This is a genomic window from Metallibacterium scheffleri, assembly GCF_002077135.1.
Lineage (GTDB): Bacteria > Pseudomonadota > Gammaproteobacteria > Xanthomonadales > Rhodanobacteraceae > Metallibacterium > Metallibacterium scheffleri.
In genome coordinates, this window is record NZ_LDOS01000002.1 from 726,639 (window position 1) to 744,605 (window position 17,967).

The following is a 17,967-nucleotide window of genomic DNA, read 5'->3' on the forward strand; positions in this document are numbered from 1 at the left end:
ATCTTATCGATGCAGGACTTTTTCATTGAAGTCCGGGCACGCGGGGTCGTGGAATCGAGAGATGAAAAATCTCAAGCCACTTGATCCGAAAACAGCAAGATAAATCGCGCCTTCGGCGCGAATGCCAACAACAAAATCCTTCACCCCACCTTGGGTCGCGCGCTCGTGCTGCGCGGGTCCGCAAGCCCTCTGCTGCCACTGCCGCTTTGAGCCGCCACGCTCGTTGGCCCCTCGCCTGCATCGGTCACGCCAGCCCTTCGCGACGCTGCGCTCTGTCATGCCCGCTGCCTGCTCGCCCCGCTGCGCGGGATTCGGGCCGCCTCGCAATCGGGTGAGGCGGCTCCAACCGGCAGAACCCACACAGCAGAGGACAGCATCATGCATGACCCGACGAACAGCACGAACAACCCGCGCACGGCCCAAGGCGACCGGGGCCTGTTCCGGCCCCAGACCCGGCCCGAGGCTCACCTCCCGGCAGGTGAGGGAAAGGCTGGAAACGGACAACCCGACTTCATGGCGCTGTTGCGTGAGGCGCTGACGCAGCCCGGCCGCGTGGCAGAGTGCTACCACCTGTTTCACAGCTATTCGCTGAGCAATGCGCTCTGGGTGGCGGGGCAACTATGGGCGCGTGGCGAAGCACTGGCACCAATTGCCAGTTTCAACCGTTGGAAGGAACTGGGCCGCGTGGTCAAGAAGGGCAGCAAGGCGCTGATGATGTCTATGCCCGTGACCGTGAAGGCGAAGGCCGACGCGAAGCCGGAAGATGACGCGCAGGACGGAGGCAAGGGCAAGGCTTCCCACACGCTGTTCATTGCCCGCCGTAACTGGTTCGCGCTGCACCAGACCGAGCCGCTGGAGGGCGCCGAGCCGCACGACCTCGAGGCCAAGGCCCCGGCCGCATGGAACCCGGCGCACGCGCTGGCAGCGCTGGGCATCACGCGTGAAGCGTTCCAATCCAGCGATGGCAACACGCAGGGCTACGCGCTGCCGGAGTCCCGCCGCGTGGCGGTGTCGCCGCTGGCTGTGGAACCGATCAAGACGCTGTGCCACGAGCTCGCGCATTGCCTGCTGCACTCGGAGCAAGGCCGCATCGAGGATGGCCCGGAATTGACCCGCAGTCTTGCCGAGGTTGAAGCCGAGTCGGTCGCGTATCTGTGCTGTGCCGTTCTGAGCTGCGGCAATCTCGAGGCATCGCGTGGCTACATCCAGCACTGGTTGCAAGACACCAGCGCCGAGCGGGTCACCGAGAAGCACGCCCGCCGCATCATGGGTGCTGCCGACAAAATCTTGAAGGCCGGGCGCGCGGCGCCGGCCGAGGCCGAGGCCTGAACATGGCGACGAAGACGAAGACAACAGGGCGGCCGATCATCGGCCGCCGCTACCGCATGCCGCCGCCGTATTGCATCGGCGCGGCTTACACCGTCACGGTCGATGCGTTCGATCAGCGACGCGGACTCATCGCTATGCACTGCGACCAGGGCCGCGAATTCCGTTGCACGCGATCGCAATGGCGCGGCATTCGACCGACGCCGATCGACTGATCAACATCGCGGCCCCGCGTCCGTTCGCGGGGCCGGTTCCGGCGCAGCCGTCCTGGCCGCCATGAATCCACATCGACAACGACGAACTTCACCAGCCCGCCATCCGCGTGGGCCGAATCGTTGCGGCCCGTCTCCGTCGGTGGCCGCTGCCCGCTGAGCCGCCCGCGCTCGTAGGCCCCGCGCCGCAGGTGCCGCGCCAGCCGTTCCGGCTGATCACGTCTCCCGCCTGCGCGCCGCTACGCGGCAAGGGGCCGCCTCACGTCCGGGTGAGGGCGGCTCCAGCGAGCAGCAAACCAACCACCAACGGAGAACAGATATGCGCACGGCAACGATCCGGACATCTCCCACGCGAACGGCGACGAGCCGAGTCAAAGTCGAGGGACTCACCAGCGAGCAGCAGGTTAGGAGCGAAGACGCAGCTCTATACCAACACCGCGACCCGGAAGAGATGACCGACACCCAGGCACAGCACGAGGCCGACATTCTGGGCGAGGCCGAGGCGATCTTGCATCGGCGCTGGACACGTCAGGGCACCCTGAGCGACCCGAAGGCGGCGCGCGATTGGTTGCGCGTGCATTGCGCAAGCATGGTCGCAGAGATCTTCGGCGTGATTTTGCTGGACAACAAACACAGGGTTCTTCAGACCCGCGAACTATTCCGAGGAACGCTGGACGGATGCAGCGTGCCTCCGCGCGAAGTGGTGCGCGCCGTCATCGCATGCAACGCCGCCGCTGTGATTCTTTATCACAACCACCCCAGCGGCATCAGCGAACCATCAGGCGCCGACGTGGCGCTGACGCAGGTGTTGAAACAGGCGCTGGATCTGGTCGGCTGTCGCGTGCTCGACCACCTGGTCGCCGGCGAGACCATCACCAGTCTGGCCGCCCGCGGCCTCTGCTGATCCATGCAACCCCGGGCCGCGGCGCACGCGGCCCAACTCTCGGAGACTTTCCATGTTGAACGACGACGACTTGATCTACAGCTACACCCGCAGCCAGGCTCTCGCCGATGGCGTGCTGGTGGATCTGAGCGAGCGCGCGCATTCCTGCAGCATCCGCTACTCGACCGCGTGCACAGCGAGCGTGTGGGCAGTGATCCAAGCCATTCCGGAGCCCGACCGCGACATGCGCGAGGTGGCCGAGGCCGTGCGAATTTCGGCGGTGCTCTCCGCGATGCTCGAGGCCATCCGCGCGGCGCGTGGCACCGATCGCGTGGTGTTCCGCGCGCTGGGTGCGGAACTGTGGGCGCAGTGTGGGCCGGGTGATGACGGGGAGCCCGTGATCACGATCATGCTGGAAGGCGAGGATTGATCGCCGCGAGGGGCTCGCGCGTGCGGGTTTCTCCTTTCCGGCACTTGGAGATCGGCGCGGCCGTCCCTGGCAAGGGCGCGACGCGCATCCCTGCGCGCATCAGGATCAGAAGCAGGAATCCATTCAGCGGGCCGCTCTTGGCCCGACGCAGACGGTCAAAAAATGCACTCTGACCCAGGGTTTGCACCGGAGTGATCCATCATCTTCCGGAGCCGGAAGGCTGATCGGCAGCAGTCCTCGGTTGCGGCGCAACATTCACTGTGAGTGAACTATATTGACAATGGCTTCTTTTACGACTATCTTAGTCCCAGGCCGAGTGTTACCGCTCGGTTGAGCTGTATTTGGGAATTGGTTCCACTTCTTTTTCGATAGCAAAGAGCTAGCTAGTCGGCCCCAGTTGAGCGGGGCGCTTCACGATCCATTGGTGAAGCTATGTCGCAGCACGTGTGTCGGGTTCCTCGTACATCAGGCACCTCGGCACAACGTGCGAAGGATCACGTATGCAGCAGGCAGAGGCTTGTTGTGACGGCGTGGTCCGGAGCGTCGGAATGGTGATTGGCTTGTTGTGTCGGGTTGGCTCCTTCCGGCTCATTGCTACCGACGGCGGGTAATGTTGCCCGACGAAGGAGTTATCCACATGGATAGCCATACCAAAGAAAGCAGCATCCGGTTGCTAAAGCAGCTGCGCGATGCTTATCAAGGCCAACTCGACACTAGCGTTATCGAAGAAATCGAAGCAGTAGTTGCCGCACTAGAGCAGGACGGAACCCGCTCGAAATCTCTCTCCGCGTTATATTACGGGTATCGCGTGCTGGAACTGATCGGCTTAGTGATACGGATGGTTACGAACATCACTGATCTGATGAACTGATAGAGATGACGACGACAGGCGCAGCAAGCCTTTCATGTTTTGGAGACACGTATGAATATCGGTGGCGCCATCCAAATGTGCCGTACACGGCGTCAGCTTAGCCAGGCCGATTTGGCCAAGCTGGCTGGTTGTTCGGTCTCCTACCTGTCGATGCTTGAAAACTCGAAGCGAGATCCCACGCTCTCTACCGTGCAAAAAATTGCGGCCGGTCTAAGGGTGCCACTGGAGATCCTGTTCTTTTTAGGGGCAGACCGAGGAGAGCTTTCGGGTATCGACAAGGATCTTGCTGGTAGGTTGGCTATGACTGCGTTGGATTTGCTCAATGAACCCCAAGGCAGCCCAGCCTAAGTACACTTTCAGCCCAGTTCGATCTCTGGCGAGTCTAAGCCGATCGCTGGGAGTGTCCGTTGTTGATTTGCAGCGAATCGGTGATACAGCTGGCGGCCTATATCGGGACGGCAAGCCAATCATCAAGGCTGATGGCAGCATCCGGAGGACGTTTGATGCGCTTCCTTTGCTCAAAAGTGTCCACAGACGGATACAGGCACGGTTTTTCCAGAGAGTCGTGTTTCCCGATTACATTACGGGTAGTCTGAAAGGGCGTGATGCGCGAAGAAATGCGGTTTTGCATGCTGGCGCTGCCATCGTCGTAACCGAGGACATCAAAAACTTCTTCCCGAGCACGGACGCGAAGGTTGTTTACTCAATATGGGTGAGCTTTTTCCGGTTTGCGCCAGAAGTGGCGCAGCTGCTGACAATGTTGACCATAAAAGATGGTGCCCTGCCTCAGGGTGCAATCACTAGTTCGTATCTTGCGAATCTCGCGTTTTGGGATCGAGAGTGGCGGTTGTACGAGAACTTACGGGATAGAGGGATCTCGTATTCCCGTTATGTTGATGACGTGACCTGCTCGTCCAAAGAGCAGCTAAATAACGAGAAGATTGGCAGTTGCATTGCTGAAGTTTATGGGCTTATGGCTTCGAAGGGTTTCCAAGCCAAAAGATCAAAGCACGAGATCCGACGTGGGAACGGTCCCATGTTGACCACCAAGCTCATGATCAACGCGCGTCCAGCGTTGCTGACCAGGGAGCGGCAGAACATACGCACCGCCGTGCATCAGCTCGAAGTGCTCAGTAAGAATTCGACAGATCCAGTGCGATTGAAATCTGAGATCAATCGAGTCTCAGGGCGCGTAGGGCGACTGTCCCAGTTCCACCCGATAGAGGGAGCAGCTCTCAGGGCTAGGCTTACGACGCTTCGAGTGGGCTTGGACCTCAACCAATAGTCTGGTCGGCAGTTGTCTCAAGTTGGATCTGCTGAATGACTGAAATGGGTCGCAGCATGCCACTCAGGCGATCAAGGCGCCAGCGCTGTGCTACTGGTTCCGCTGAAGCGGATCGGAACCGACCGGCCAGAAGCGGACGCTGTGTCATACACGCACGGCGTTAGCCGATTCGGCCCGATGCTACCAATCCATGTTGGCCGATCTGTCCACTTGATGATTCATATACTCGATGAACTCCTTCATGTCCTCCATGGTGTTCATCGCCCTACCGTACGTGCCATCTGTTGCATACGTGAGAATGCTTGCTAAGCCACTTTGAACGTGCTCCAAGGCGATGGCCGCACCAGTGGTGTAGACGTGGCGGATGAAAGCATCAATCTCGTTCAACGCCGCTTTCTCTGCAAAATCAGGTTTTCCCGTCAGCGTGTAGCGACGTTGCTGACGTAGTGTAAGAAGCACCGGCACTGCACCTGCGCCAGAGTGAAACTTGAACGCTTGGCCGCGTTTCCCAAAAGCACCGTGTGCCATGTAGTTGCGAATCTGGGCGCGCAAGTCCAACAGCGTTTCGTAGCGCTTCTTAATCTCTGCATCGTTGATAGGGAGCGCGGCCTTGAACTTGGCCTTCCAATCCGCTTCGGCTAGTGCCGCAACATCCTCGCCAGTTTTCACGGCTCCATTCAGGATGGCGATGTGGATGAAAGCATGCTCTGTCCAGCTAAAGAAGGCGTCGATTGCCGCTTGGCCTGTCCACTCGGCATGTCGACGTATTGCATAAGCAGGCCAAACGGACATAATGCCGCCGTTCGGATATTTCGTGATATTGCGTTCATCTTTCCTTCGTTCGAATTCCTCGTCGAGGCGCTTATACTCATCACGAATGTATTCGTATCGCTCGAACAGCCAACTACTATTATTGGTGACGTTCAACTTACTGCCGACGGCTGCTTGCTTGGCTCGCCATTCAAAATAGGGTTCTGCCTTCGTGATCGCTTTCTTGATGAGTACACACATCTCCCGCGCGTGCTGCTCGGCCTCGTCGCTCGGTGTACCGCTGGCGATTGCTTGCCCAATTTTTTGCAAATCGTTCTTATAAGTTGGAGCAAATATCCCGAGCCCCATTTTCCGATGCTCTATCGAGTACAACCGACCCGAATATCGAATCGGCACGATCCACGCGACTTTTTCCCATTGGCCCAAGTTTGCGAAACCGAGAAGATCGACGAGTAAAAAGTAGACGAGGTAGTAGGGCGGAAGGTCGCGTCCGCCATTGGTTCGCGAGGCCATCATGAGCGCATGCGATTCGTCGTTGCCTTGAGGTGAACCAGCCGGTTTGATGCCGCCTAGGGCAGCTAATGCGGCGTTCCGGACGTGTTCGAGATTCGGAGGTAAGGCGCTCATTACAGCCCTTCAGCGTCGCTCAAAGCAGTGAGTCTAACGTGACCATAAGAGACTTCCCGTCAACGCCGCGCGCTTGAGGTTCTTGCCTTGAGCTTTCGGGCCATGGCTGGTCATCGTGTTGTCCTCTTTGCTGCGTCGTGCGTGTCAGTGCTGCGTGGTGATGCAACGAATGTCAGACTGCATTTCCATAAACGGTCTTGTTGCGCCGCTGATGCTGGCGCGGACCAGGGTATAAACCGCACCCGGAGACCTCGTTCGTCTTTCGGTATCGTCGGTGTTCGGGGATCAGCCGAAACACGGGGTGACGTCCGGCAGGTTAGTCAGGTTCTCTCCGGGTCGGTCTGACCGTTGTCGACCACTTCGCGCTGACGTGAAAGGATGTGCGTTCGTGTCATGCCATGCCGGCGATCCTCACCGCGCGCTTGCCGGCCGGGCGCTGCACCATCGGGTGCTTCAGCCACGCCTCGGCGTCGTAGGCTTCCTCGCGCGCCAGCATCGCCCACAGTTGCCGCGCGTGTTTGTTCGCAATCGCCACCAGCAGCTTGCCGAACGGCATCCGACACGCCAGTTGGCGGATCCAGATCTGCTCGGGCGTGGCCCGATCCTGTGCAGTCACCTTGGCGCGCTGCAGGCTGCTGCGCGCGCCCTGGATCAGCAGCGTGCGCAGGTAGGCATCGCCGCGGCAACTGATCGTGCCCAGGCGGGTGTGCCCGCCGCTGGAGTGCTGGGTCGGCACCAGGCCGAGCCATGCGGCCAGTTGCCGGCCGTTCTTGAACTCCTTGGCCGAGCCGACGCTCGCCACCATCGCATCGGCGGTGAGCGGGCCAATGCCGATCAGCGCGCGCAGCCGCACGCAGCGCTCATCCGCCTTGGCGTGCGCTTCGATGCGCGCATCGCACGCGGCGATGCGGTCGCGCACCTGCGCCCAGTGCGCGCTGAGATCGCGCAGCAGTTCCTTCAGCTCCGCAGGCAACGATGCCGCTGCGTCGAGATCCGCCAAGGCGATGCGCAACGCCCGGTCACCCTGCGCCATCACGATGCCAAACTCGGCCAGCAGACCGCGCAGGCGGTTGCTGATCTCCAGCCCTTCGGTCTTGTAGCCCTCGCGCACGCGATGCCATGCCAGCCGCGCCTGCTGCTCGACCGACTTGACCGGCACAAAGCGCATGTTGCCCTGGCGTGCCGCCGTGGCAATCGCCTCGGCGTCGTTGCGGTCGTTCTTCAGTGTGCGGCTCTTGCGGAACGGCGTCACGAACTGCGCCGCCATCAAGCGCGGCTGCAGACCGACCTCCAAACAGCGCCGCGCCCAATGGTGCGCGCCACTGCATGCCTCCATCGCCACCACGGTGCCGGCCGGCACCTGCGCCAGCCACAGCGCAAACGCTTCACGCCCGAGATCCTGCCGCCGCTGCACGTGTCCGGCGCCATCCACCGCACATACGGAAAACAGGTTCTTCGCCAAATCCACGCCCATGGTTATAGTGCTCATCGAGACTTCCCCTTCTGCTGACGGTTGTAAAAACCATCATGGCCCTCGAGGCCGTTGGAAGCGGGAAGTCTCTTTTTACTCGTCAGGAGGCTTCAAGGCTGTGCACGGCCTCGACTCTCGAACTGTCTCTCGGGGCAAGAGGTCTCCTTGGCATCTAAACTTCGGAAATCCAGTGCTCGCAGCAACAGGTACGGTCTGCGTCCGCTTCGGGTTGATCTCGACCGTCTGCTATAGGGTCGCAGCATGCCACCCGGGTCGCCATGCCGCCAGTGTGTGTGGCTGACCCAGGCGTCGCGTCGCAGGTTGTGAAGGTAGTCGGCCCGAAGTGTTCATCTGAGGCAGGCCAAATCAATCTGACTTCCGAGCTTCAATCGCCAGCGCTGTGCGGATTTCGGCGACGTCATCACCAGCCTCGCGACCAACAGCATCTTCGACATGCTTGACGCTCGGACGCAGCAGCATCGCAAGCCCAACTTCGCCAGGCTTCCGAACCGGGACGGCATCGCCGGACCCACTTCAGCCCAGCTTCTTGGCGAGATCCGTCGCACGCGGATGGTAGTACCGCGCCCGCAACCGGATCAGCCGAGAGTTCGGCATGCGAGCCGAGGCGGGTCGGCGCGCGGGGCGAGGTGGGCCAGGGGCAGGGTGTTGGTGCTGGGCGGTGGCGCGGGGCGGCGGTGGCAGGCTTCCGATAGATCAGGATCAATGGATCCCGCTTTCGATGAAGACCAGCAAGTCGCTGCGCAAGTAGCGCACCAGTCTGCTGCCGACTTTCCGGTAGTGTGGCCCGCAGTTGCGCCAGCGCCAGTTGCGAAGCGTCTGGATACTCACGCCCAGAATCGCCGCAGCTTCGTGCTCGTCGATCAGATCGCCTGGCGCCAGCGGTGGCTGCGGCGGCATGGAAGATGGTGGCGTTGAGTGCTGCTGATTGCTGGGTTCCATGCGCGGTCCTCGCACAAGCCGGCGTAGCCAGCGGTACCGAGAAACTATGCTCGGGATGCCGTGCATGCACGGACGAAAAACCGCCTATTTCGTCCGCGCCTGTGCCTTCTCTCTGCGCATCCTGCGCAGCATGGTCTCAGCGTCCGGGCATTCGCCGTGATCGCGCTCAACCCGGGCCTGCGCGGCTTCCGCCGACATGGCATCGCTCAATCCGCTATTTTTTGCAGCGCAAAAAGCAAACAAAAACGCCATGTCGATAGGTAGCGCAGCGGACTCACGAACTGCGCGGCGGGCGTAAGTTCCAAGGCGTTGCGGTGGACGGCCGAAGTAGACTGCTTCCAAGTCCAGGTCGCCAGCAGCGTCCATGTATTGCTTGAACAGCATGGCGAGCGCGATCATCAACTCTGGAGGCGGATAGGCGCCCACATCAAGTACCCAACGCGCAACGGCCGCCAGCACGTAGCTGTAGCGAGAGGTTGTCGGTAGGTCGTCGCGCATGTCTTGGTACGCGTGGTACGCCGAATCCCATACAGCGTCGAGAGAGGCAAAATCGGAATCGTCGTCAGCGATTTCCTGGCGGATTTTTGCAACAAGCTCCTGTTGCTCTTTGGCTTTAGCATCCATCACGCCGTCCCCGGCTGCTTGCGTAGCCCGTCCAGGTAGTCCGCCCATGCCTGCATCATCTTGCGCCGCTCGGGCAGGTATTCTGCGTAGTTGTAGGCGTCGCGCACCCCATCGCGCTCGGCATGCGCAAGCTGGCGCTCGATGGCGTCGCGGTTCCAGCCCTGTTCGTTCAGTAGCGTACTGGCGATGCTGCGAAAGCCGTGGCCGGTCATCGTCTGGCCGTCGTAGCCCAGCGCGCGCAGGGCAACCGTGATGGCGTTTTCGGACATGCAGCGCGCCGCGCCGCGCGGTGAAGGGAACACGTACTTGCCGCGCCCGGTCAGCGGGTGCAGGTCGCGCAGGATGGCGACGGCTTGGGTACTCAGCGGCACGATATGCGGCGCGCGCATCTTCATCTTGTGCGCCGGGATGCGCCACTCAGCCGTGTCGAAGTCGATCTCGGCCCATTCGGCATGCCGCAGTTCGCCGGGCCGAGTGAACACCAGCGGCGCGAGGTTGAGCGCGGCGGATACCACGGGGCCGCCGCTGTAGCTGTGCAGCGCGCGCAGCAGCTCGCCGACGCGCGCCGGTTCCTTGATGCTGGCCAGGTGCACCTTGGGCGCGGGCGGGATGGCACCGCGCAGGGCAGGGGTCGGGTCGGCAGTCGCGCGCCCGGTGGCGATGGCATAGCGAAATACCTGCCCGCAGACTTGGTGCTGGCGATGCGCAAGATCCACGGCGCCGCGCGCTTCGATTCGCCGCAGCACCGCCAGAATGTCCGGGGCGGTCAAGCTGGTGATGGCCCTCGCGCCGATATAGGGAAACACATTCACTTCAAGCCGGCGCAGAATTTCATCGCCGTAATCTGGTGTCCATTTTGCCTTGTGCGTCGTGTGCCACTCCTCAGCGATGGCCTTGAAGGTGTCGGCCGCGGCGCTGTGCTCAGCCGCTTGTTTGGCGGCCGGATCGATCCCGTCCGCGATCAGCTTACGGATCTCGTCGCGGCGTTCGCGTGCCTGCTTCAGCGACACGTCGGGGAAGATGCCCAGGCTCAGCGTGTTGCGCTTTTTGTTGCCGGGGCGGGCGTAGTCGAAGCGCCACCACTTCCCGCCTTGCGGCCGCACCAGTAGGTACAGGCCGCGCTCGTCGGATAGCCGGTACTGCTTCGCGGGGTTGGGCTTGGCGTTGGTGACGGCGGAAGATGTCAGCATTGCAGTAACCCTGATGAGTGCTCGCGGGTTACTGTAGCATCTACTGCAAAACTTGGCGCAATGTCAGGGAAATCGACACCGCTACAGGTAAGCGCAGTCAAGAAAAAAGCCCTCTGTAACAAGGGCTTAGTTATGTTTCAGGAAGTTCTGGTAAGTCGAATTGGTGGAGGTGGCGGGAGTCGAACCCGCGTCCGAAGGCGTTTGACGCCCGGTACTACATGCTTAGCTCACCGTTGAGTCTCGTTTCCCGGCAGCACGGTGTGCGAGGCGCACCGGGAAACCAGCCCGCTAGATCTAGCCATCGACCGGCAGGCGGCGATCGGCAGCGATCCTGTGATAATGACCCTACATCCACGAGCACAGGCACAAGTGGGTTCGGGGCTAGGCCTTAAGCGGCCAGTGCGTAGACGTCGTCGTTGGCGTCTGTGGTTTTGCCGCTGGATTAACGAGGAAAGCTGCCCCCTCGGCATGCACCAAACCATCTCACTACCCCCGTCGAAGCCGGAACACCCCCGGTTGCGAAAGGTCGAGCCAAGCAAGTATGGGGGTGCGCGGCGATTGCCTCAAGTGCCACGATGCTCGCCGCGCAGCGTGTTCAGGCTGGAGGATTCCTGGCGCGCATCACGCGCTGCTTTTCGCGGTCCCAGTCGCGCTCCTTCTCGCTGGCGCGCTTGTCGTGCTCCTGCTTGCCGCGGGCCAGACCGATCTCGATCTTGACGTGGCGGCCTTTCCAGTACAGCGCCAGCGGAATCAGCGTGTAGCCCTTGCGCTCGACCTCGCCGATGAGCTTGTCGATCTCCTCGCGGTGCAGCAGCAGCTTGCGCGTGCGCCGGTCATCGGCGACGACGTGCGTCGAAGCGCTGATCAGCGGCGTGATCGAGGCGCCGAACAGGTACAGCTCGCCGCCCTTGATCAGCGCGTAGGCGTCGCCGAAGTTGAGGCGTCCGGCACGCAGTGCCTTGACCTCCCAGCCTTGCAGCGCAAGGCCGGCCTCGTGGCGCTCATCGATGTGGTACTCGTGGCGGGCGCGTTTGTTGAGCGCAATCGTGCCGCCCGTGGCCTTGGCTTTGGGCTTGTTCATGTCCGTACAATGGTGGTTTGCCGCAACCGCGACAGACAGGCCGTGACCCGAATCCAGCGCAGCGCGATCGTGCCGTTCAAGCCGGCGCAGATGTATGACCTGGTCAACAAGGTCGAAGGATACCCCATGCGTTTCAAGTGGTGCGCCGACGCGCACGTGCTCGAGCGCGGCGAGGGCTACCAGATTGCACGGCTGGACTTGCGATTCGCCGGCATGGTGCAGAGCTTCACCACGCGCAACCTGCAGTCGCCGCCCGGGCGATTGCAGATGCAGTTGATTGAAGGGCCGCTGCAGGCGCTGGATGGCATCTTCAGTTTCACGCCGCTGGGCGAAGCCGGTTGCCGCGTCGGGCTGGATCTGGGCTTTGCCTTCGCCGGACGCTTGTGGGGTCCGGCGCTGCGCCTGGGTTTTCAGGGTCTGGCCGATCGCCTGGTCGATGATTTTTGCGCCGAGGCACGCCGCGCCTATGCCTGAGCGCGATCTGGCGGTGGACGTGGTGTTTGCGCCGTGCGCGGGTGAAGCCTTCGTGCGGCATCTGTCGTTGCCGCCCGGCAGTTGCGTGCGCGACGCGATTGTGCGCAGCGGTCTGGAGGCGGCGCATCCCGAGGCCGCGTGGCAACAGTCGGGCAACCTCGGCATCTTCGGGCGCGTGGTGCGGCCCGAGCAATGCTTGCGCGATGGCGACCAGGTGGAGGTGTACCGCGCGTTGACGCTGACGCCGATGCAGGCGCGCCGCCTGCGCGCGGCGCGGCACTGAAGCGGAAGCGACTCAACCGCCGCCGGATTGCTTGCCAGCGTCCTGGCCGCCGTTCTTCGGCGCGCTGGGGATATAGTCGCCCTGGAAGGCCTTGCTGGCCTTGAGCATGTCCTGCGGCGTCTCGGCGAAGAAATTGCCTTCAGTACGCACCAGGGTGTCGTTCTTGAAGATCAGCGTGAGCTTACGCTCCTGGATCTTCTCGCCGCGGTGCTGGAACGTGGATACGTAATCCCAGCGACTGCCGTCGAACGGCGAGACCACCGAGGGTGCGCCGAGCAGCGTGATCACCTGGCGCTTGGTCATGCCGGGCTTGAGTTCGCTGACTTTGGCCTGCTGCATCAGATTGCCTTGCTGCACGTCCGGTTTGTACAGGATGGCGCAGCCGCCCAGCGCGAAACTGGATGCGAGCGCGATGGCCCAGATGATGACCCGCGTACGATTGATGGTTTGCATGCACTCTGCGCCAGCGTTCAAAGGGCCGGATGATACACTGCCGCGCAATCGGATCGGGAGAATCTCGCCGTGGATCAATCGCAGGAATTGCGTCGCGTCGGCCTGAAGGTCACGCATCCGCGCGTGCGCATTCTCAGCATCCTGCAAGGCAGGCATCCGCGCCATTTCAGCGCCGAGGATATCTACCGGCATCTGGTCGAGCACAGTGAGGATATCGGCCTCGCCACGGTCTATCGTGTGCTGACCCAGTTCGAGGCAGCCGGCATCGTCAACAAGCACCATTTCGAAAGTGGGCAAGCAGTATTCGAGCTCAACCGCGGCAGCCATCACGATCACATGATCGATCTGGATAGCGGCAAAGTGATCGAGTTCGTCGACGAAGACATCGAGCGCCTGCAGCGCGCCATCGCGCAGCGTCACGGCTACGACCTCGAGGAGCACAGTCTGGTGCTGTATGTGCGTCCGCGCCGCGCCGCGCGCGCGACGCCGGAAACCGCCGTCCCGGGCAGGACGCCCGCGCGCAGCGCCAGCGCGAAAAGCAGCGCCAGCGTGAAAAAAGTGACGCCCGCGCAAGGCGGGCGTCAGTCTCGATAAAGACGCGGGTGGCATTCCTTCACCACCCGCGAACCCGGCTCCCCAAGCCAGGCAGTTCGCCGTGATCATCCTGACCTGCGGCGCGCAACGGCGATCCATGGCCGCGCAACGGGTTCACCACCCGCTTGGCAAGTACCGCCCCAAACGGCGCCTGCCAGCCGCCACGCTCCGATGGCGGCACCCCAAACATGAAAGGAATGTAAACGCGATGCTAAGGGCGCGACAATCAGAAAGATTCCTAGACGCGCGGCATGCGTCGAGCGGCCGCGCAGCAGCCGGTCGCGCCCGCGGTTCGGCCTGGGCGCTCAGGCCGGCGCGTGCGGCTGGCGCAGCAGAATGCGCAGGCGCAGACCCTGCGCGCTCTCGATGACGCGGAACGTGCCGCCCAGCGCCAGGACACGCTCGCGCATGCTGTGCAGCCCGCGTCCCTGGCCAATGGCCGACAGTGCGCCATGGGCAGTGCCCAGCCCCACGCCGTCGTCGCGGATATCGAGCAGGGCGAGCAGCTGGTCGCCGCGACGGGCCGCGCGCAGGCGCACACGAAATGCGTGCGCGCGCGCATGGCGCACGCAGTTGGTCGCGGCCTCCTGCACGATGCGATACAGCGTATTGCGCATGCCCTCATCGAGCAGGCGCAGGTCGCCACGCAGCTCGACGCTGTAATTCATGTTCGCGCTCTGGATCAGATCGCGCAGCGGACCCTCATCGAGGGCGCGTGCCAGGCCGAATTCGTTCAGTGCCGCCGGGCGCAACGATTCCAGCAGCCCGCGCACGCTGCGCCGCATGGTGGCCACGATGTCGTTGATCGAAGCCGATACGTCGCCGAGTCCGGCTGTTTCGAGCCGGTTCTGCGCGATCTTCACGCGGATCTGGATGGCAGTGAGGTTCTGGCCCAGCTCATCGTGCAGTTCGGCGGCGATGCGCTTGCGCTCGCCTTCTTCCGCGCGCAGGTTGCGCCGCGCTGCGTTGGCCAACTGCTGGGCGAGTTGATCGAGACGCTGATTGGCATTGGCCAGGCGCGCGTTTTGCAGCGCCTGACGCAGGCCGCTCTGGCGCAGGGCGTCTGTGGCAGCGCCCAGCAGCAGCGCACCGGTGCCGGCCACGGCAAGGAACAACTGCGCCTCGGCCGGCGCTTCGGGGCGCAATTGCAGGCCCGCATGCGCGGTCACCGCCGTGCTGCTGGCCAGCATCGCCAGGCTGGCGCCGCGCCATCCGTGGCGAAAGGCGAAATACAGCACCGGCACCAGGGTCAGCACGCGCGCATAACGCGCCAGTGGCACGCTTTCATCCATCATCAGCAGCAGGGCGATGATTGTCGGCAGCAGGATCAGCAGCATGTCGGCGAGCAGCGCGCGGGCCTGCGCATGATCGGGTGGCGCGCGCAGCAACATGATCAGCAGCGGCGTAATCAGCAGGATGCCGACGTAATCGCCCAAGGCGAAATTGGCCAGCATGCTGCCGATATGCATCAGCGGCAAGCCGACCAGTGTCTGCAGGATCGGGGCATTGACCGCGGTGCTGGCCAGCGCGGCGAGCAGGGCGCCGACCAGCAGGCGCACGGCGCGTTCCGGGCGCTCGATCAGTACCGGCGTCGCACGTCGCCGCATCAGCGCGATGATCATGGCGACCACCAGCGGTTGTGGCAACACCATCCACGCCAGCAGCAGGGGATCGTGCAGCAGATGCGGGTCATGCAGGCGCAGCAGCAGGCCGGCACACCACTCCGCGCCGATCAGCCACGGCCATAGCCGTCGCGGCGCCAGCAGCAGCGCACCGAAGCGCAATCCGGCGGGCAGATACCAGTACAACTGCGAAATCTCGAACAGCCCGGCCCAGGCCAGCACGTAACCGAGCGCGGCGGCCGGACCTTGCAGCCATGGCGATAGCTTGGGCGGGGACAGACGCAGCATGGTGGCATGGTACAAGGCGCGCCACGCGCCGCGGACTGCCGCGCATCGAGCGCCGGCCCTGTCGTGCTCGCGCCGCGCAAGGCCTGCTATCGTGGTGCCATGACACGCATCGTGCTGGTGGATGACCATGCCATCGTACGCGAGGGTTTCAAGCATCTGATCCAGACCGAGCCGGGACTCGATGTGATCGCCGAATGCGGCGACGCCGAGGAGGCGCTGGAGACCATCCTCGCCAACGCGGCTGACTTGGTCGTGCTCGATCTTTCGCTGCCCAACGGCGGTGGCTTGCCGTTGCTCGAGCATCTGCTCAGCCTGCGCCCCGGTCTGCGAGTGGTGGTGCTGAGCATGCATGACACCGAGCCGTACATTTCCGAGGCGCTGCGTCGCGGCGCCTGGGGCTATGTCAGCAAGGGTGCCGCCGCCGATGAACTGATCGCCGCGCTGCGTGCCGTGCTGGCCGGCGAGCGCTACCTGAGCAGCGATATCGCGCGCAGCCAGAGCACGCGCGACGGCGATCCCCTGGCGCGCCTGACCGCGCGCGAGCACGAGGTATTCCTGCTGCTGGCGCGCGGGCTCACGCCCAAGCAGGCCGCCGCCGAACTGGGCATCGGCCAGAAGACCGTGTACATCCACCGCGCCAGCCTCATGGGCAAGCTGGGCGCCGGCTCCGAGCTGGACTTGTACCGTCTGGCGCGCGAGCGCGGCCTGGTGGTGGCCTGAGAGGCGCCACGTCGTTCAACGCGCTTGCGCCTGCTCCAGCATGGCGCGGGCATGCGCGCGCGTTTCCGGCGTGATCGATACGCCGCCGAGCATGCGCGCCAGTTCATCGCGGCGTCCCTCGACATCCAGTGTCTCGATCTGCGTGCGCGTGGCCGCGCCGTCGCTGTGCTTGCTCACGCGCAGGTGCGCATGTCCCTGCGCCGCGACCTGCGCCAGATGGGTCACGCACAGGACCTGACGCACACGGCCGAGCGCACGCAGCTTGTGTCCGACGATCTCCGCGACCGCGCCGCCGATGCCGCTGTCGACCTCGTCGAACACCATGCAACCGATATCGTCCAGGCCCAGCATGCTGACTTCCAGCGCCAGGCTGATGCGCGCCAGTTCACCGCCCGAGGCGACGCGCCGCAGCGGGCGCAGTGCCTGGCCCGGATTCGTGCTGATCAGGAACTCGCAGCGCTCGCGGCCTTGCGCATCGGCTGCGCCCGGCGCGGTCGCTTCCAGCGCCACCTGCAAGTGCCCGCCGGGCATGCCGAGTGTGCCCATCAGCGCGCTGACCTCGGCGCCGAGGCGTTGCGCCGCCTGCTGTCGTGCCGCGCCGAGGGCGGCCGCTGCAGTGTCGTAATCGCGCGTCAACGCATCGCGCTCGCGCGCCAGCGCATCCAGGCGTGCGCCGGCATCGTGCAGGTGCGCGTGCTCGTCGCGCAGGCGCGTCAGCACATCGGGCAGTGCGTCCGGCGCGCAGCGGTGCTTGCGCGCGAGGTCGTGCAGGTGTTGCAGGTGCGCATCGACCTCGGCGAGGCGGTCCGGGTCGAGGTCGCGCGCCTCGGCGTAGTGGGCCAGCGCGCTGCCGGCCTCGCCGAGCTGGATCAGCACGGCATCCAGCAGTTCGCGGCTGGCGCCCAGGTCCGCGTCGATCTCGGCCAGGCGCGCGAGTTCCGCGGCGGCGCGCGCGAGTTGATTGCGCAGGCCGTCGTCGCCTTCGAGCTGATCGACCAGTGCGGCACTCCCCGCCAGCAGGCGCTCGGCGTGGCCCAGACGGCGTTGCTCGGCTTCTAACGCGGCAAGACGCTCCGCGGGCAGCGCCCAGCGCTCGAGTTCCGTGCATTGGTGCGCGAGCAGTTGCAGGCGCGCATCGCGCTCGCTGCCATCGCCCAGCGTCGCGGCCTCGTGCGCCAGCGCGCGCAAGCGCTGGGCCAGCTCGCGCACCTGCAGCAGGGTCACCGAGTGCGCGCCGTAGGCATCGAGCAGGGCCAGTTGCTGCTCGCGCTGCAGCAGCGCCTGATGCTCGTGCTGGCCGTGGATCTCCAGCAGATGCGCGGCCAGTTCGCCCAGCTGCGCCAGCGCCACCGGGCGGCCGTTGATCCACGCGCGCGAACCGCCCGCGGCGGCCAGCACGCGGCGCAGGCTGCAGTGCCCGTCATCGTCCAGGGCTTGCGTGTGCAGCCAAGCGCGCGCGGCGGGGCTGGCGGCGAGGTCGAATTCGGCGCTGACCTCGGCGCGTTCCGCGCCGCTGCGCACCAGCGTGGCGTCGGCGCGTGCGCCGCCGAGCAGCAGCAACGCATCGACCAGCAGCGACTTGCCGGCGCCGGTCTCGCCAGTGACCACGGTCAGGCCGGCGCCCAGCGTGATCTCGGCTTCGGCGACCACGGCCAGATCGCGAACGTACAGCGTCGTCAGCATGAAATGGTGCAGCGCATGGCGGGAATGATGGCGTGATTCTATGGGCGCGGCGCGGCCGGCGCAGCAGTTTCACGACGCCGCGCGGCATGCATCAGGCTGGCGGGCCTGGCTCACGGGGC

At 63.9% G+C, this 17,967-nt stretch carries 19 protein-coding genes, 1 other RNA gene and 1 pseudogene; 11 read left to right on the forward strand and 10 right to left on the reverse strand.

The genetic code is table 11. The annotated features are described in order from the left end of the window. Positions 1–378: 378 nt before the first annotated feature. The 7 genes from Mschef_RS08390 (at position 379) to Mschef_RS08420 (ending at position 5,007) form a co-directional block, all read left to right on the forward strand. Positions 379–1,329 carry an ArdC family protein gene (locus Mschef_RS08390; RefSeq protein WP_197686764.1) on the forward strand — a complete coding sequence of 317 codons (951 nt, stop codon included), beginning with the start codon at positions 379–381 and terminating at the stop codon, positions 1,327–1,329. Positions 1,330–1,331: 2 nt separating this feature from the next. Continuing rightward, entirely contained in the window at positions 1,332–1,541 is a 210-nt protein-coding gene (locus tag Mschef_RS08395; protein ID WP_081127413.1) for a hypothetical protein, read from the forward strand. 316 nt (positions 1,542–1,857) lie between these two features. Then, complete coding sequence (locus Mschef_RS08400; RefSeq protein ID WP_242426500.1) at positions 1,858–2,442, forward strand: JAB domain-containing protein; 585 nt, start codon at positions 1,858–1,860, stop codon at positions 2,440–2,442. A gap of 52 nt (positions 2,443–2,494) precedes the next feature. Then, positions 2,495–2,851 carry a DUF6573 family protein gene (locus tag Mschef_RS08405; protein WP_081127419.1) on the forward strand — a complete coding sequence of 119 codons (357 nt, stop codon included), beginning with the start codon at positions 2,495–2,497 and terminating at the stop codon, positions 2,849–2,851. 637 nt (positions 2,852–3,488) lie between these two features. After that, positions 3,489–3,722 carry a hypothetical protein gene (locus tag Mschef_RS08410; protein ID WP_136256611.1) on the forward strand — a complete coding sequence of 78 codons (234 nt, stop codon included), beginning with the start codon at positions 3,489–3,491 and terminating at the stop codon, positions 3,720–3,722. A gap of 51 nt (positions 3,723–3,773) precedes the next feature. Further along, positions 3,774–4,070 carry a helix-turn-helix transcriptional regulator gene (locus Mschef_RS08415; RefSeq protein WP_081127424.1) on the forward strand — a complete coding sequence of 99 codons (297 nt, stop codon included), beginning with the start codon at positions 3,774–3,776 and terminating at the stop codon, positions 4,068–4,070. Next, positions 4,045–5,007, forward strand: a complete 963-nt coding sequence (locus Mschef_RS08420) for a reverse transcriptase family protein (protein WP_081127427.1) — start codon at positions 4,045–4,047, stop codon at positions 5,005–5,007. Before Mschef_RS08415 ends, Mschef_RS08420 begins: the two co-directional genes overlap by 26 nt. 180 nt (positions 5,008–5,187) lie before the next feature. Here the strand turns inward: Mschef_RS08420 and Mschef_RS08425 are convergent, their stop codons facing one another. The 7 genes from Mschef_RS08425 to smpB all read right to left on the reverse strand — a co-directional run bounded on the left by Mschef_RS08425 (position 5,188) and on the right by smpB (position 11,731). Beyond that, positions 5,188–6,405, reverse strand: coding sequence for a hypothetical protein (locus tag Mschef_RS08425; RefSeq protein ID WP_081127430.1), 1,218 nt, complete (start codon positions 6,403–6,405; stop codon positions 5,188–5,190). A 391-nt stretch (positions 6,406–6,796) separates the two neighbouring features. Then, positions 6,797–7,894: an IS110 family RNA-guided transposase gene (locus tag Mschef_RS08430; protein ID WP_081126072.1), complete on the reverse strand. Its 1,098-nt coding sequence runs from the start codon at positions 7,892–7,894 to the stop codon at positions 6,797–6,799. Positions 7,895–8,596: 702 nt separating this feature from the next. Continuing rightward, positions 8,597–8,836 (reverse strand): helix-turn-helix transcriptional regulator, encoded by a 240-nt coding sequence (locus Mschef_RS17245; protein ID WP_197686765.1) that lies wholly within the window; start codon positions 8,834–8,836, stop codon positions 8,597–8,599. Between the two features lie 84 nt (positions 8,837–8,920). Continuing rightward, positions 8,921–9,460 carry a hypothetical protein gene (locus Mschef_RS08440; RefSeq protein WP_081127436.1) on the reverse strand — a complete coding sequence of 180 codons (540 nt, stop codon included), beginning with the start codon at positions 9,458–9,460 and terminating at the stop codon, positions 8,921–8,923. After that, positions 9,460–10,650, reverse strand: a complete 1,191-nt coding sequence (locus Mschef_RS08445) for a tyrosine-type recombinase/integrase (protein ID WP_081127439.1) — start codon at positions 10,648–10,650, stop codon at positions 9,460–9,462. Before Mschef_RS08445 ends, Mschef_RS08440 begins: the two co-directional genes overlap by 1 nt. A 161-nt stretch (positions 10,651–10,811) precedes the next feature. Further along, positions 10,812–11,164, reverse strand: a transfer-messenger RNA (tmRNA) gene (ssrA, locus tag Mschef_RS08450). A gap of 81 nt (positions 11,165–11,245) precedes the next feature. Further along, a complete protein-coding gene (smpB, locus tag Mschef_RS08455) occupies positions 11,246–11,731 on the reverse strand; it encodes an SsrA-binding protein SmpB (protein ID WP_081127442.1) in 486 nt (161 codons plus the stop codon). Positions 11,732–11,773: 42 nt separating this feature from the next. Here smpB and Mschef_RS08460 point away from each other — a divergent pair, with 42 nt between their 5' ends. After that, complete coding sequence (locus Mschef_RS08460; protein ID WP_136256401.1) at positions 11,774–12,205, forward strand: type II toxin-antitoxin system RatA family toxin; 432 nt, start codon at positions 11,774–11,776, stop codon at positions 12,203–12,205. Then, entirely contained in the window at positions 12,198–12,488 is a 291-nt protein-coding gene (locus Mschef_RS08465; protein WP_136256402.1) for an RnfH family protein, read from the forward strand. Before Mschef_RS08460 ends, Mschef_RS08465 begins: the two co-directional genes overlap by 8 nt. A gap of 12 nt (positions 12,489–12,500) precedes the next feature. Here the strand turns inward: Mschef_RS08465 and Mschef_RS08470 are convergent, their stop codons facing one another. Continuing rightward, on the reverse strand, positions 12,501–12,941 hold the full coding sequence (locus Mschef_RS08470; protein ID WP_081127451.1) for an outer membrane protein assembly factor BamE: 441 nt from the start codon (positions 12,939–12,941) through the stop codon (positions 12,501–12,503). 69 nt (positions 12,942–13,010) lie between these two features. Here Mschef_RS08470 and fur point away from each other — a divergent pair. Beyond that, positions 13,011–13,415, forward strand: a pseudogene (gene fur, locus Mschef_RS08475) (ferric iron uptake transcriptional regulator); the annotation flags it as partial. A gap of 425 nt (positions 13,416–13,840) precedes the next feature. On the opposite strand, the gene Mschef_RS08480 reads toward fur, so the two are convergent. Further along, entirely contained in the window at positions 13,841–15,445 is a 1,605-nt protein-coding gene (locus Mschef_RS08480) for an MASE1 domain-containing sensor histidine kinase (RefSeq protein ID WP_136256403.1), read from the reverse strand. Between the two features lie 99 nt (positions 15,446–15,544). Here Mschef_RS08480 and Mschef_RS08485 point away from each other — a divergent pair, with 99 nt between their 5' ends. Beyond that, positions 15,545–16,165: a response regulator transcription factor gene (locus Mschef_RS08485; RefSeq protein ID WP_081129929.1), complete on the forward strand. Its 621-nt coding sequence runs from the start codon at positions 15,545–15,547 to the stop codon at positions 16,163–16,165. A 15-nt stretch (positions 16,166–16,180) separates the two neighbouring features. Here Mschef_RS08485 and recN read toward each other — a convergent pair whose 3' ends face one another. Next, entirely contained in the window at positions 16,181–17,848 is a 1,668-nt protein-coding gene (gene recN / locus Mschef_RS08490; RefSeq protein ID WP_081127456.1) for a DNA repair protein RecN, read from the reverse strand. Positions 17,849–17,967: the final 119 nt, after the last annotated feature.

Bases quoted from the DNA above. Each gene is read 5' to 3' on its own strand.
- Mschef_RS08470 (WP_081127451.1), bottom strand. From the start codon at position 12,941: ATGCAAACCATCAATCGTACGCGGGTCATCATCTGGGCCATCGCGCTC.
- Mschef_RS08430 (WP_081126072.1), bottom strand. From the start codon at position 7,894: ATGAGCACTATAACCATGGGCGTGGATTTGGCGAAGAACCTGTTTTCC.
- Mschef_RS08465 (WP_136256402.1), top strand. From the start codon at position 12,198: ATGCCTGAGCGCGATCTGGCGGTGGACGTGGTGTTTGCGCCGTGCGCG.
- Mschef_RS17245 (WP_197686765.1), bottom strand. From the start codon at position 8,836: ATGGAACCCAGCAATCAGCAGCACTCAACGCCACCATCTTCCATGCCG.
- Mschef_RS08395 (WP_081127413.1), top strand. From the start codon at position 1,332: ATGGCGACGAAGACGAAGACAACAGGGCGGCCGATCATCGGCCGCCGC.
- Mschef_RS08390 (WP_197686764.1), top strand. From the start codon at position 379: ATGCATGACCCGACGAACAGCACGAACAACCCGCGCACGGCCCAAGGC.
- Mschef_RS08400 (WP_242426500.1), top strand. From the start codon at position 1,858: ATGCGCACGGCAACGATCCGGACATCTCCCACGCGAACGGCGACGAGC.
- Mschef_RS08420 (WP_081127427.1), top strand. From the start codon at position 4,045: ATGAACCCCAAGGCAGCCCAGCCTAAGTACACTTTCAGCCCAGTTCGA.
- recN (WP_081127456.1), bottom strand. From the start codon at position 17,848: ATGCTGACGACGCTGTACGTTCGCGATCTGGCCGTGGTCGCCGAAGCC.
- Mschef_RS08485 (WP_081129929.1), top strand. From the start codon at position 15,545: ATGACACGCATCGTGCTGGTGGATGACCATGCCATCGTACGCGAGGGT.
- Mschef_RS08415 (WP_081127424.1), top strand. From the start codon at position 3,774: ATGAATATCGGTGGCGCCATCCAAATGTGCCGTACACGGCGTCAGCTT.
- Mschef_RS08445 (WP_081127439.1), bottom strand. From the start codon at position 10,650: ATGCTGACATCTTCCGCCGTCACCAACGCCAAGCCCAACCCCGCGAAG.
- Mschef_RS08425 (WP_081127430.1), bottom strand. From the start codon at position 6,405: ATGAGCGCCTTACCTCCGAATCTCGAACACGTCCGGAACGCCGCATTA.
- Mschef_RS08410 (WP_136256611.1), top strand. From the start codon at position 3,489: ATGGATAGCCATACCAAAGAAAGCAGCATCCGGTTGCTAAAGCAGCTG.
- Mschef_RS08480 (WP_136256403.1), bottom strand. From the start codon at position 15,445: ATGCTGCGTCTGTCCCCGCCCAAGCTATCGCCATGGCTGCAAGGTCCG.
- Mschef_RS08405 (WP_081127419.1), top strand. From the start codon at position 2,495: ATGTTGAACGACGACGACTTGATCTACAGCTACACCCGCAGCCAGGCT.
- Mschef_RS08440 (WP_081127436.1), bottom strand. From the start codon at position 9,460: ATGGATGCTAAAGCCAAAGAGCAACAGGAGCTTGTTGCAAAAATCCGC.
- smpB (WP_081127442.1), bottom strand. From the start codon at position 11,731: ATGAACAAGCCCAAAGCCAAGGCCACGGGCGGCACGATTGCGCTCAAC.